The following is a 13,395-nucleotide window of genomic DNA, read 5'->3' on the forward strand; positions in this document are numbered from 1 at the left end:
TTATCTGGAGCACCTAAAAGTGCCATAGAGGCCAATCTGGACTCCCTGATGACCACCTAACGGTCAAACTCGGGAAACCAAGCGAACAGACAACGTTAAATAACGCCTGTCAGGTGCAAGTCCGACAGGCTGCTAGCGAGACACCGTAACCAAAGGCCTTCTCCTCGCTGTCTGTATCGGCATCGTATACCCCGAGTTGCCTAACGACAGCAGAGGTCGCATAAGCGATTGAGCCAGCTGAGGACTCGTACCGGAGCGTCAGATCTGGAATATTGTTTTGCGAGGAGGCGTTCGGGATGATCGGTTCTGGCGATTGAGCTGCGAGGATCGTGCTTGCACCTCCGAGGGAACCGGGGTCCTCCAATGCTACAGAAAAGTCGCCGGCCGTGTAGCGAAGCTGGGCTTGTCGGGAGAGATTTCCTTCTCCAAGTGGACCCAAGAAGTCGATGGTCGGGGTGAAGCCGAGAAAACTTGTAAAGTTAGTCGTAGTCTGGCCAGCAAGAATACCATTCCAAACACCGTATGCATGTCGTAGCCGGAGATCACCACCGCCATTGCCGAAAAAGTCTCCTTCTATTACGGTCTTCACCGGACCGGAAGCGGTGGTAGGCGTGAGGGTGCTTACCCTCAGCCGGGATTGGATTGCTTGCATCCGAGAATGGCCATCCGGCCCGTTTTGCTTGTCGAGTCGAATGTTTCTATGAGTTATCAGGTTGCCTAAATCTGAGTCAACATCATAGATGAGGTCGAGCTTGGCATAGCCTGACAATTTAACCGCCGTATCACCGACGTCGAACTCAACAGCCGAGGTCGAACCCGCTGCCACAAGCAGCAGGCCAGAGACAGAGCTTACAATCATACCTTTGAAATTTTTATTTTTCATTTTGATTTCCTTTTGATCGATGGAATAGGCACCCGTGATCTGTGGTTCGTGATGCAAAACCGCTGGGAGGAGCTTATACCCTATACTCTCCAGCCATCTGGCGAGTTGGCTTTCTCGCGCGTTCGTTCAAGCAAGAATGCCTATCAGCAAGGTAGTACCTAGATTGATTAGTGCAGCTGTAGATCACCTCCTTCGGCAAGACGTTGCGCTCGATTAGAGTTGCGATATATGAGTTTCTGTTCCCCATTAGATGCTCTCTCAAGGGCTCGGCGTGGCGCAATTCTTTTCATGATTGAGAAGGCATCGTTATGCGTTCACGCGGTTGACCTTCCGGCCGTGGTGGAGTCTCTGGAGTTGCATTAAGGTCAATGATTCCTGCTACTTCCAGTATGGAACCGTATCCCAGCGTTTAGCGATCTCTTCGAGCATTACTTCCGTTGCACCGCCGCCAATAGCATGTAGTCGTGCGTCACGGACCATGCGCTCAATGGCGCATTCCCGCATATAACCCATGCCCCCATGAAATTGTTGGCAGACATACATTATTTCGTTGGTGATTTCAGGACAGAATGCTTTTACCATCGAGACCTCCCGGGCTGCATCCAGACCTTGATCTTCCAAGTATGCTGCAAAATAGAGTAACTGCTTGCCAGCCTCTAACTTTGCATGAACCGCCGCCAACCTTTGGCGAATCGCAGGATTCTCGATAAGCGGGGCCCCGAATGCTTTTCTCTCCCGAATGTAGTCAATAGTCATTTTTAGCGCGACAGCCGCTTCCCCAGTGGACATGGCTCCAAGGGCGATACGTTCGCTCTGGAAATTGCGCATTGCGGCGTAGAATCCTTTCCCTTCTTCACCAAGCATGTTCTCCGCGGGAATTCTACAATCCTCAAATATGAGCTCAGCTGTATCGCTACATAGGTCGCCCATTTTCTCGAGTTTCCGTCCTATCGAAAATCCTGGCGTCCCCTTTTCAACTATGAACATGCTTATGCCGTGAGGACCGTGTGCATTTGGATCGGTTCGCGCCGCTACAAAAAATAGGTTCCCATAACATCCGTTGGTGATATAGAGCTTCGTCCCATTGATGACCCACTCGCCGCCTTCGCGCCGAGCGCGCGTGCGAAGACCAGCTACGTCTGACCCTGCACCGGGCTCGGTTACAGCAATACCCGTAATAGTCTCGCCGGAAACGATTCCTGGTGCGTAGCGTTCGAGCTGTTCCTTGGAACCGGCATGCAATAAATGCGGAGACGCCATTGCAGTGTGAACCATCGCCGTAACTGTCACACCACCGTAGGTCGAGCGTGCAAGCTCTTCGGCCAGTGTGATGAGGCCGAACATTCCGAGGTTCGTGCCCCCATACTCTTCTGGATAGCGAATCCCGAGGAATCCGAGTTCGCCCATCTCCCTTAGTACATCGCGAGGGACTTTTCCGTTACGCTCCCACTCGTCACCAAACGGCTTGATCTTCTCGCTGACGAATCGCCTTAGTTGAGCGCGGAACTGCTGATGATCATCTGTGAAGTGAGGTGATAGCACGTGTTGTTTCCTCCAAGAAGAAGTAGGGTGTTTCAGTGACCTTTCCAAACGGGGTCGCGGCGCTCGGCGAACGCTCGCGCGCCTTCTTGCGCATCCTCACTGGCATACGCCTCACGGTAGATGTGCCACGCCATCTCGGAACCGGTATCGCATCCTACGCTCATAGCAGTGAGGATGGAGCGCTTGCCAGCGGCCACGGACAAAGGGGCGTTATCCCGGATTTGCTCGGCCAATTCCATGGCACGTGCGCGCACCGCGTCTGAGGTCGACTCGAGATAGTTTATAAAGCCTAGCTCCTGGAAACGCTCGATGGGATACATATTCCCTGTTAGTACCATTTCCATAAGAAGCGGTTGTGGCAGCATCCAAACGAGTGGCATGCCCCACGGTGAACCGCGACCGATTTTCGACTCCGTAATACCGATCTTCGTGCCGACCAGACCGACACGAATATCGCAATTCAGGCTGAACATCATGCCCCCGGCCATGAGATGCCCCGTCATCGCCGCTATGATCGGAACTTTGACCCGCCGCATACGGCTTTGAAACGGGTCTTTCATAAAGGAGAGAATGTCTTCTCCTGTTTCTTCTTTGACGCGTGCAGTTTCCTTTAGATCCATGCCGGCGCAAAAGGTGCCGCAGTCGGAAGAGGTGAATATGACAACGCGAATCTCGGGCATATCGTCGATTTTCTGCCAAATTTTATTTAGTCCGTTGGACACGGCGATGTTCATTGCGTTGCGTTGTTTCGGACGATTAATCGTTACCGTGGCAATTCCGTCCGCATGACTGAAAAGAACTGCGTCTTCCAAATTATCTACGAGTGTATTCATGATCAGCTTCCGGGTTATCTATCATTGGTTGCGAATAGAATGTCAGCCTCGCTTTGGTAATCCTGCGTGCATCAGTTTTCCTGCCAGCGGTCGACCGATGATTCGCTCGGCCAGTCGCGATGCTTCGAGGAGTGCCTCGATATTGATGCCAGTGTCGATACCCATTTCCTCGCACATAAATACCATGTCTTCAGTGCAGATATTTCCGGCACCATGCGCGTTCTTGTGATCGGCGAAGGGGCAACCGCCAAGTCCGCCGATCGAACTGTCGAATAGATCTACCCCCATCTCCAGCGCAGCAAGCACGTTGGCAGCTCCCAGGCCGCGCGTGTCGTGGATGTGTGTTCCAATGCGAGCGTCTGGCACTCGTTCGCGCACGGCGCCGATGCGGCGTTTTACCTCTTCCGGATTGGCCCATCCAACTGTGTCGGCAAGATAGAAGTCGGGCAATGGGCGGTTTGTTTCGCGACATAGGTCCGCTACGTATTGCACCGCGTCAACAACCGCCGATAGCGGCACCTCACCCTGGAAGTTACAGCCGAATGCAGTGAGGATATAGACTTGCTCTAAGGGTAGGTCCGAAGCATCGTAGAGTGCTAGCCAGTCGGCTTGGCGGCGCTGCATTTCTGAGACGCTGCAGTTGTTGTTCTTTTGACAGAAGCTCTCTGTCGTATACATGAATATCTTGCCATCCAAGGTGACGCCGGGCGTGGAAGCGGCTCTTCGAAATCCGGTTTCATTAAGCCATAGCGCTGTGTAACGGACGCCGGGGCGACGTTTTATGGCCGCGAAAAGATCAGATGCATCCGCCATGGTCGGTACGGCCTTGGGGCTCACGAACGATGCAACTTGGATCTGTGGCAAACCGGTCTCGGCCAGCGCTTCCACGAGGGCTACTCGCTCGCTTAGCGGGAAGCGCGTCTTTTCCATCTGGAACCCTTCCCGGGGGCCCTCTTCGTGAAACTCTACTTGATTTGGTAAGTCGCTCATGTGGACTCCTTCGTGCTTTGTGCCGTGGGTGCGATTTCAATTACAGGATGGTTGCGCTCGATCAGATCTCCTTCGCGGCAACCGACCGAGACAACAGTGCCGTCGAAGGGTGCGGTGATAGTGAGCTCCATCTTCATGGATTCCTGCACGATCAAGGGAGCTTTGGCGGCGACTTTATCACCGGCCTTCACGTAAACCTGTACGACTTTCCCCATCATCTGAGCCGATAGGACGCCGTTCAGGCTGTCGGCGCCCGAGTCTACGGAGAGATAAGGCTCGACTGCGAATTTGGTGCTTCCGTGTTGGGAGTGCAGGTAAACCGTCTGCTCCCCAAATGCAGCGCAAACGGAAATCACTCTACTTCCAAGCGCAGCCTCGTAATGGCCGCCTCCCCCATCTATTACTCGCGCCGATATTTCCACCCCGTCTAAGGCCACTACTACTGAACCGTCCTTATTTTCGTGACCGAAGGATATCGGAACGCTGGTACTGCCGTTACGTAATAAAAAAGCAGGCTGACTCGGCGCGCAATCAATACCATCTGAAAGGCGCCACCCCACCATGGAACCGTAGGCGCTCCATGGGTCCTGTTCATTTTGTGTATGCATGCGCCGCATCCAGAGGATTGAAGCGATTGCGGCGAGTTCGGGAGGCGGGGGAGGAGTGTGCAGTTCCTGGATCTCGCGATCAATGAATCCATTGTCTGCAGTTCCCGCAACGACAACAGGGTGCCTGAGCAGTGATGATAGGAAGTCGAGATTGGTTTCCAGACCAAGGACCACCGTCTTGCGCACGGCCTGCTTCAGAATTGCCAAAGCCTGACCCCGGTCGTTACCGTAGGCAACCAGCTTGGCAATCATCGGGTCATAATGAGAGGTTATTGTGGAACCGGCCTTGACGCCGCTGTCTACCCGGAGATCGCGTTTGGGAAAGTCGACGCAAAGTACAGTTCCAGTGGACGGGATAAAACCACCAGCTGAACTCTCGGCGTAGACGCGGCCCTGTATCGCGTGCCCGCTGAGCGTAACCTCATTCTGCCGCATCGGTAGCGTCCGTTTGCTAGCGATGTGCAGTTGAAGCTCTACTAAGTCTAGACCTGTAATGGCCTCAGTGACGGTGTGTTCAACTTGCAGGCGTGGATTACATTCGAGGAAGTAGTATTCGCCATCTTTTACCAGGAACTCGACGGTGCCAAGTCCGCGATACTCCACGGTGGCCGCTAAGCGAACCGCAGCCTCAAGAATTCGTTCGCGCATCTCGCTAAGAAGTTTTTCGGCGGGTGCTTCCTCAATAATCTTTTGAAAGCGTCTTTGCAAGGAACACTCGCGTTCAAAGAGATGCAGCACGTTGCCTTGCCCATCTCCCGCAACTTGCACTTCAATGTGCCGCGCATTCTCGACGAAGCCTTCGATCAGCAAGTCAGGACGGCCAAATGAAGCAGACGCTTCTCGCATTGCCGATGCAATTGCTGCGGATAGACCGTCCATGGTTTTTATTACCCGTACACCACGGCCACCACCACCGGCAACAGCTTTGAGCATCACCGGCAAAGGCATTTGTCGAACCCGTTCCTCAATCTCTTCCGGATCCGAAAAACTACCTTCGCTTCCGTCTATTACCGGGACATCTGCAAGACGCGCCTGGCCTTTGGCGGACCACTTATCAGAAAAGCATCGCATCGTTTCCGGGCGAGGGCCAACGAATACGAGTCCAGCAGCCTCTACCGCCTCCGCAAACTCGGGATCCTCGGAAAGAAAGCCGATACCAGGATGGATTGCATCCGCACCGACCGCAATTGCAGTTTCTAGTATGGCGGCGGTGTTCAGGTAGCTTTCGACGGCGGGCGCGCCGCCGATCTCTATTGACTCGCCTACCTCTTGAACATGCAATGCGTTACGGTCCACACTTGAATGGACGGTCGCTGCGGGAATCCCCAGTCGGCGACAAGTCCTGGCGATGCGACAGGCGATTTCACCACGGTTGGCAATGAGAAGTTTTTCGAACAAGGGGATCTCCTTATTACATCCTTAGGACGCCGAAGGTTGTGGGACTGACAGGTTCCCGCGCAGCCAAGTCCAATAACAACCCCATAACGGTACGTGTTTCTAACGGATCAATGACATTATCGATCCAAATATTCGACGCGAAGTTGTACATGTTGGCGAACGATGTGAATTGATCACGAATAGGCTGTTTGAACGTTTCCTCCTCCTCGGAGGACCACGCGATGCCATCTCGTTCACGTTTTTGACGCTGCACCATGGCGAGGGTCGTCGCGGCTTGCTCCGGTCCCATAAGTGCGGCGCGGCCGTTGGGCCATCCGAAGGCGAGACGGGGCCCAAACGGGCGACTGCACATGCCCATATAACCGGCTCCGTAGGAGTTGCCGATAATCAGATTGTATTTTGGGACATTTGCGGAGGACATGGCGGTAATCATCTTTGCTCCAGCCTTGGTGATTCCCCCTTGCTCAGCCTCTCGTCCCACCATGTAACCTGGCACATCAGCCATAAAAAGAAGAGGAATATTGCGCTTGCAGCAAAGATCGATGAAGTGAACTGCCTTGATAGAACTTTCGGTAAACAATACCCCTTGGTTTGCAATAATTCCGACAGGGAATCCCATTATATGGGCGAAGCCACATAACAGTGAATCACCGTAACTCGGTTTAAACTCGTCGAAACGACTGTCATCGACCAAGCGCGCAAGAATTTCGCGAGTATCGGTTGGCACTTGGGGTTCACTGCTTACGATCCCGTAGATCTCTTCGGGGTCGTAACGTGGGGGCAAAGGCTTTTGCGGAGGGATTGTATGTGCTGGCCGCTGCGGAAGGTCATATACGAGTTCACGCAGGATTGCAAGCGCGTGACGGTCATTGTCCGCCAAGTAGTCCGTAACCCCGCTTATGCGCGTATGCATTTCCGCACCACCGAGATTCTCGCGGTCAACGCGCTCGCCGGTGGCTGCGTATGTGATTTCAGGGCCGCCGAGATACATGTACCCCTGACCACGGACGATCACCGTTTGGTCGCAGAGGGCGGGTACATAGGCACCGCCTGCAGTGCAGGCCCCATGTACGACAGCAAGCTGCGGAATCCCTTCAGCGGACTGCCGCACAATCTGATGAAAAACGGAGCCGTACTGGCCTTCATCGGGAAATATACCCGCTTGCTCGGGCAGATATGCGCCCCCTGAATCAACCAGCGTCAGATTGGGCAGTTTGTGTTCCCACGCAATTCTTTGGGCCCGTACATGTTTTTTGGCGGTCATAGTGTAATAAGTGCCGCCCTTCACCGTCGCCTCGTTAGCGATCAGCATGCAAACGCGCCCGGACACCCGGCCAATGCCAGTGATGATTCCGGCCCCGGGTGGGTTATCCTCATACATGCCGTCACCGGCCAATTCCGCGATCTCCAAAAAGGGAGAGCCGGGATCGAGTAATGCGTCTATGCGGTCTCGCGGCAGCATCTTTTCGGCAGCCTCGTGGCGATCCCGAGCTTGCTGTTTGCCGCCACGGCGGGCCAGTTGGCGGCGGGCCTGTAGTTCTGAGACCAAATTTTTGTAGTGGGCTTGGTTGCGTTTGAATGATTCAGAATGCGTCGACAGTGTAGACATGATGACAGTCACAGGCGAAACTCCAGTAAAGACTTAAGCAACAGGGAAACGAGATGTTTCAATGGCTGAGGCCGTCAGGGAGTTCCCTGATAACCAAAGCGATTTTTTTCACGCCAGGCGGTTCGAAAGTGCCAGGAGCGACGATTTTTACATCAGTCTTAACTGCCAAGGAATTAAGTATATTGTCCTGGATGTGCCGCTTTAGCGTCGCGTCGCCAGCGGTGTCGGCGCTTTCTTGACGTTCAACGAATACTTTTAGATTGGCTTGGGTCGAATGCCCCGGAAAGTCGGCCCATACGCGCATCACACCATTTGTGCGGCGAGGATCCATGGCTGCGACGATGTCCTGAATGGCGGAGGGGAATACATTGACGCCACGAACGATCAACATATCGTCACTGCGCCCAAGACAGCGGATGCGGGGGCCGGTTCGGCCGCAGGCGCATTCGGTTCCAAGGACTTCAACACGGTCGGCACTTCGAAAACGTACCAACGGTGAAGCTTCTCGGCCTAGTGCGGTGTAAACCAGTTCGCCCTTGACACCTGCTTCCCAAGGCAATACTTGCCCGGTATCCCAATCAATAAGCTCGGTGATCATGTAATCGGGACAATTCATGTGCATGCCCCTTTGTTCATCACATTCCCCCCAGTAGATGGAACCGAGGTCGGTGCCACCCATCATTTCGCAAACTTTGGCGCCCCAGGTTGCCTCCAGCGAAGCGCGAACCGACGGGATGCCGCCGCCGGGTTCGCCGCCGACAACTAGTCGCTCAACACCCAAGGTATTGGCTTCACAGCCGATGAGCTCAGGTGCGCTTTCGCCAAGGTGCTGAATGAAAAAGGGGGTTCCGATAATTGCGCGAGGACGGACATCGGCAGCAGCGCGCAGCAACCGACCTAAACCACCATCGGCACCTACGGGTATGTCGATGGCGTCCATGTATTGAAGCCCCTGTAAAATGGGGATTCCGCCAACGAACCCCTTGCTTAAAGCGAATGCGTGTAGCACGAAATCTCCAGGCCGAATGCCGCACGCAAAAACCCCACGGGCAATCATGTCACTCCAAGCCGTGACGTCATGTCTGGTAAGGCCGACATAGGCCGGGCTACCGGTTGTACCAGAGGATGATTGTACTTGAACAATCTGCTCTATCGGAGCAGCTAGATGCATGCCGAAAGGAGGTTTAGCTGCAAGACTATCTCGTAGTTCTTGCTTTATTGTAAAAGGAACTAATGCCAAATCCTCGATGTTATGTATGTCGTCAAATTCGACGCCAGCCTCCGCAAACTTCTGCTGGTAAAACTCCGAGTGCTGCTTCAGGTAGGCCATCTGCTGAACCAGTCTGTCTTCCTGCATCTGGCGGGTTGCTGCCAGTGTAAGCGACTCGTTCATATGGAAATGGTGCTTCGTTATCATTGTCATGGCTTTCGCCCGTTCATTCGTTATGGGTACTTACTTCTGCTGACTAGACCACTCCATGCCTATGAGTTTGAGGCAAAATGGTGTAATTAAGTCAGCTGACACTTAAGTTTCAAATGAATGATAGATAGATTATGTGTGATGATCAAGTCCTATGACGCCAAAAGCATTGGCTCATTCCCTTAGCGTTGGGGAAGGGGTTCGTTGAACTAAACCGCTTCGCGGTAGCGAGCGGGCCTGGGATTCCCTGCGAGATCCGGTGAATTGACGGATACTTTTGATGAGCCCGAGTGGGCTGTTCAAAAGAGGAGATACCGTCATGACACCGTTACGTCAGACCATGATCCAGGCCATGTGCCAACATGGCTTTTCCCCCCGAACCCAGCAAAGCTATCTGTACGTCGTAACCGAGCTGGCTCGATATTACCGGCGCTCGCCGGACCAACTGAAAGTCGATGACTTGCAGGTCTATTTCAACTATCTGGTTCAGGAGCGCGCCCTGTCCCCAGCCAGTTGTCGCCTCTACCTACACGGCATCCGGTTTTTGTACCTGCAAGTGCTGCACTGGGCGGACTTTGATGTGACGCTGGTCTTGCCCAAGCGCCCCCAGCGCATTCCGGAATTGCTGACCCGTCAGGAAGTCACTCGACTACTGTCGGTCGTCTCCAATCCCAAGCATCAGGCGTTGTTGTCTATCATCTATGGCTGTGGCCTGAGAGTCAGTGAAGCGGTGGCGTTGCAGGTGAAGGACGTTGATGGGGAGCGCCACCTGCTTCGGGTTGCCCAGGGTAAGGGAGCCAAGGACCGAATGGTGCCCCTGTCACCAGGACTACTTGAGGTGCTTCGTCAGTATTGGCGGGCCCGTCGCCCCATGCCGTGGTTATTTCCCAGTGATTTGCTGCCTGATCGGCACCCTTCATATCACCACGCCCCAGAAGGTGTACCATCAGGCCAAGAGCGCCAGTGGCATTCAGAAAAGCGGAGGCATTCATGCCCTGCGCCATGCCTACGCCACCCACCAGTTAAACTTGGTCATGACCTGCCCTCCTCAATGTGGCTCTGTTTAAGGGGTGTTTACCCATCCCCAACGATAACCCACGATCGTTGAGGACGGGCAGGTCAAAACATCATGTCTAGGGATTGTCGATTACATCTCTGATGACAATCCCGATGCAGCACAGCGCCTAAAAAGATGATATCGAGATGAAAGCTGAAAAGCTGCCGGAGTTCCCCAAAATAGGCCGCCCTGGTCGGGTTGAAGGGACCCGGGAACTCGTCGCCTGGTCGAACTAGTGCCCATCCAGAAACCCGCATTTTCAGCCAGTTTAGATCAGCCTCCACTCCTGGAGGTGAGCTGATTGCCTTCAAAAAAATGAAAGCGGCCAAAGACTGGCGAATGCGGCTATTATTTGATCAATTAACCCGTGTTCAGGCCACGGGCGTGCACCGCACGACTGCCCGTGCGCCCTGTTTACAGCTTTTCAGTCCGGACCTGCCGGCTAATCGGGACCGTGTCGAGCCAGCCGCACCAGGTTATAGGTCAGAGCCGCGGCCCAGACAAACGCCTTGAAGCCATCATGACCTTTCCACTTCGCCTTTGCGGCTCCGAAGGCTCTTTTCAGCTCCGAGATATTGCCCTCGACGCCGGCTCGGAAATGGCGTAATGCGTTAAAGGTCTTCGATTTCACACCCATGGCCGTGAGCGATACGCCAACGGGTTTGTGAAACACTACGTGCTTAAGGCCCATGGCGCGTCCGGTTTTGACGTTCGCCTGGCTGGCGTAGCCACCATCGGCAACGACAGAGCGGGGCAACTTGCCCAGAATGTTTTGATGGTAATCCAGAACCGGAACAAACAGCGTCTTGTCACCGGGGTTGCCCTCTTCGATGGTTAGCGCGGTGATAAAGCCGCTCTCCTCACTGCTCAGGTTGATCTTGTGGCCGTACTGCACGTCACGGAACCCCTTGACGATGATGTCGGTGTGGGATTCAAACAGGCTGACGATTTTCTCGGAGGAAGGTACCTTTTCGCCCTGGACGTTCGGTCTGCTCAATCACCCGCGATGTCAGCTCTCTATAATGAGACAGAGCATCAAGCCACTTCTGGCAGGCGGTGGACGCCTCTGCCCCTTCAGTGACCTGCTGTCGCCCGCGATCCGCCTGCTTCAATACCAGCCTCGCGAGCTTCAGCAAGTCGGGATAAAGCTCGTCTTTGGTCGCCCTTTTCGCGTTGAATATCTGAAATGCCAGGGATTTTGCCGCCTTGCGTTTATCCGTAAAGCGGACTTTAACGCCGGTTTCAGTTTTGCTTTTGGCCAGAAGGCGGCTGATGACACGAACCCCATCATTCAGTAACTGGCTGTCACTGGGCGGGGCAATGTGACTGGCTACAACGGTACTGTCGATGCGCAGTTGATCCAGCGACATGACACCCTGGCTGATCAGGTTTCGGGTGAATGCCTGGTATGCCTGCGCCAGAGTCTCCGGCCTGATGCTGCGGATCGTGGATTGCAGGCAGGACCGGCTGGGTGACAGGTGTGCCGGCAACCGGGTAAAGGTCCGGTAGGTCACCGAATCCGACAAATGAAAGGCCAGCTGTTCGTAGCTGAACCCCAGTTGCTGCCTCAACACCAGACAGCGCAGAACATTCTCTGCGCTGAGACCGGTCCGCCCCACGGCCGATACCGAGGTGTCGATCAGATCGGCGGCCACCAGATCAAGAATCTCAGGCTGACTGTCCAAAACCTCCGACAGCTTCCGGAGTCTGACGCCATACTCGTGATCCGAGTAATGTTCGAATATACTGGCCTGAGCATTGCGGGTCTCTCGCATGCTGGATCCTCTTGGTTGTTGGCTGTTTTTGGTTTGCACTTGAAACATACCAGAGCCAAGAGGATTTTTTATCCCTCCTCAGAAATATTTCCAGAAAATCAGGTGTTTATTAGTTTCTGGATGGGCACGAACTATATCCTCGTGTACCAGGAGGATGCCTTGACGGTACGAATACTGCGCGTGTTACATGCTGCGCAGCAGTGGCCGCCAACCGATTAACACCTGAATCAAGGGCTTTCTCCTCGGCCTAGCCGGCGAAGACCTTGATGAAGACCCTGCGACATATTCCTTGACAACTACCGGTCCGCAACGGCCACCAGCAGGCTGCATGGCGCGTGGGCGAGCAGCGAAGCGCCGACGGAGCCGTGCCACCACCGGGCCAGCGCGCTCTGTTCGCGGTGACCGACCACGACCAGATCCGCGCCGACCTCGTGCGCCATTCGGCCGATCTCCTCGGCGGGGTTGCCCGCGGCGAGGCGCGTGTCGACGGAAAGTCCCGCCCGCCGCAGCGCTTCCGCGCCCTCCGTCAGCACGCGGCGCACTTCCTGATATTCTCGCTCTGGCAGGTCTGAGGGGGCCGCCGCTTCAGCGAGCGCGACAACCAGTTCATGGGCGACGACGGCGAGGAGATAGACACGAGCCTGGCAAAGCGAAGCCAGCTCGGCCCCCTGATCCAGCGCCTCACGGCCTTGCCGGCTGCCGTCATAGGCTAGGAGGATCGTCCGGTACATCGTGGTGCTCCTTTCTGTGATCGGGATGGAACGCCTTTCCCGGTCCTCTGCTCTAGACAGTGCAGCCTTCGGGGCCTACATCCCTCGCCATTTGATACATAGCTATCTATTGATTATAGTACAGCTACATAATGATGCAGGCAATGAGATGACGAAGCCCCTCGACGATCAGGAACAATTCGGCCTTCGCCTCGGGCTGGTCGCCCGGCTGTGGCGCGCCGAAATCGACCGGCGGCTGGCCACCTTTGGCCTCACCGAGTCCCGCTGGTTGACCCTGTTACATCTCTCTCGCCTGCCCCAGGCGGCAACCCAGCGTGAATTGGCCGAGGCGGTCGGAGTGCGGGGGCCGACCCTGGTACGCACGCTGGACCGGCTTGAAGCCGAGGGGCTGATCGAACGCCGGACAGAAGCTAGTGTGCCTTAACAAAAGTTCGTCTTATTATTCAGCTTATCGGAAAGACGAGCGATTGATGCAATGATTTGATCCGCTGTTTTGCGCCAGATAAAAGGTTTGGGATCGTCGTTGTATCTTGCCAGGTAGTCTTTAAT

Annotated in this window: 10 protein-coding genes and 1 pseudogene; 2 read left to right on the top strand and 9 right to left on the bottom strand. The window is 54.7% G+C overall.

Annotated features, from left to right (window positions below):
* Positions 1-109: 109 nt before the first annotated feature.
* From ABJM11_RS06250 to ABJM11_RS06280, 7 genes are all read right to left on the bottom strand, one after another.
* A complete protein-coding gene (locus ABJM11_RS06250; protein WP_348294045.1) occupies positions 110-883 on the bottom strand; it encodes a DcaP family trimeric outer membrane transporter in 774 nt (257 codons plus the stop codon).
* A gap of 378 nt (positions 884-1,261) precedes the next feature.
* Positions 1,262-2,425, bottom strand: coding sequence for an acyl-CoA dehydrogenase family protein (locus ABJM11_RS06255; protein WP_348294046.1), 1,164 nt, complete (start codon positions 2,423-2,425; stop codon positions 1,262-1,264).
* Positions 2,426-2,457: 32 nt separating this feature from the next.
* The gene (locus tag ABJM11_RS06260; protein WP_348294048.1) at positions 2,458-3,258 is read right to left on the bottom strand and encodes an enoyl-CoA hydratase-related protein; all 801 of its coding nucleotides are present in this window, start codon (positions 3,256-3,258) and stop codon (positions 2,458-2,460) included.
* A gap of 42 nt (positions 3,259-3,300) precedes the next feature.
* Positions 3,301-4,248 carry a hydroxymethylglutaryl-CoA lyase gene (locus tag ABJM11_RS06265; protein ID WP_348294050.1) on the bottom strand — a complete coding sequence of 316 codons (948 nt, stop codon included), beginning with the start codon at positions 4,246-4,248 and terminating at the stop codon, positions 3,301-3,303.
* Positions 4,245-6,254, bottom strand: a complete 2,010-nt coding sequence (locus ABJM11_RS06270; protein ID WP_348294052.1) for a biotin carboxylase N-terminal domain-containing protein — start codon at positions 6,252-6,254, stop codon at positions 4,245-4,247. The genes ABJM11_RS06265 and ABJM11_RS06270 overlap by 4 nt, the downstream gene beginning before the upstream one ends.
* Positions 6,255-6,267: 13 nt before the next feature.
* Positions 6,268-7,863 carry an acyl-CoA carboxylase subunit beta gene (locus ABJM11_RS06275; RefSeq protein ID WP_407069971.1) on the bottom strand — a complete coding sequence of 532 codons (1,596 nt, stop codon included), beginning with the start codon at positions 7,861-7,863 and terminating at the stop codon, positions 6,268-6,270.
* 58 nt (positions 7,864-7,921) lie between these two features.
* Positions 7,922-9,286, bottom strand: a complete 1,365-nt coding sequence (locus ABJM11_RS06280) for a hypothetical protein (protein WP_348294055.1) — start codon at positions 9,284-9,286, stop codon at positions 7,922-7,924.
* 316 nt (positions 9,287-9,602) lie between these two features.
* Between ABJM11_RS06280 and ABJM11_RS06285 the strand changes: the two genes are divergently transcribed.
* Positions 9,603-10,391 carry a tyrosine-type recombinase/integrase gene (locus ABJM11_RS06285; RefSeq protein WP_348294056.1) on the top strand — a complete coding sequence of 263 codons (789 nt, stop codon included), beginning with the start codon at positions 9,603-9,605 and terminating at the stop codon, positions 10,389-10,391.
* A 391-nt stretch (positions 10,392-10,782) separates the two neighbouring features.
* On the opposite strand, the pseudogene ABJM11_RS06290 reads toward ABJM11_RS06285, so the two are convergent.
* Positions 10,783-12,115, bottom strand: a pseudogene (locus tag ABJM11_RS06290) (ISNCY family transposase).
* Positions 12,116-12,411: 296 nt separating this feature from the next.
* Positions 12,412-12,846, bottom strand: coding sequence for a universal stress protein (locus ABJM11_RS06295; protein WP_348294057.1), 435 nt, complete (start codon positions 12,844-12,846; stop codon positions 12,412-12,414).
* A 148-nt stretch (positions 12,847-12,994) separates the two neighbouring features.
* On the opposite strand from ABJM11_RS06295, the gene ABJM11_RS06300 reads away from it, so the two are divergent.
* Positions 12,995-13,270 carry a MarR family transcriptional regulator gene (locus ABJM11_RS06300; RefSeq protein ID WP_348294058.1) on the top strand — a complete coding sequence of 92 codons (276 nt, stop codon included), beginning with the start codon at positions 12,995-12,997 and terminating at the stop codon, positions 13,268-13,270.
* The last annotated feature ends 125 nt before the right edge of the window (positions 13,271-13,395 follow it).

Source organism: Marinobacter sp. (genome assembly GCF_039977835.1).
GTDB lineage: Bacteria > Pseudomonadota > Gammaproteobacteria > Pseudomonadales > Oleiphilaceae > Marinobacter.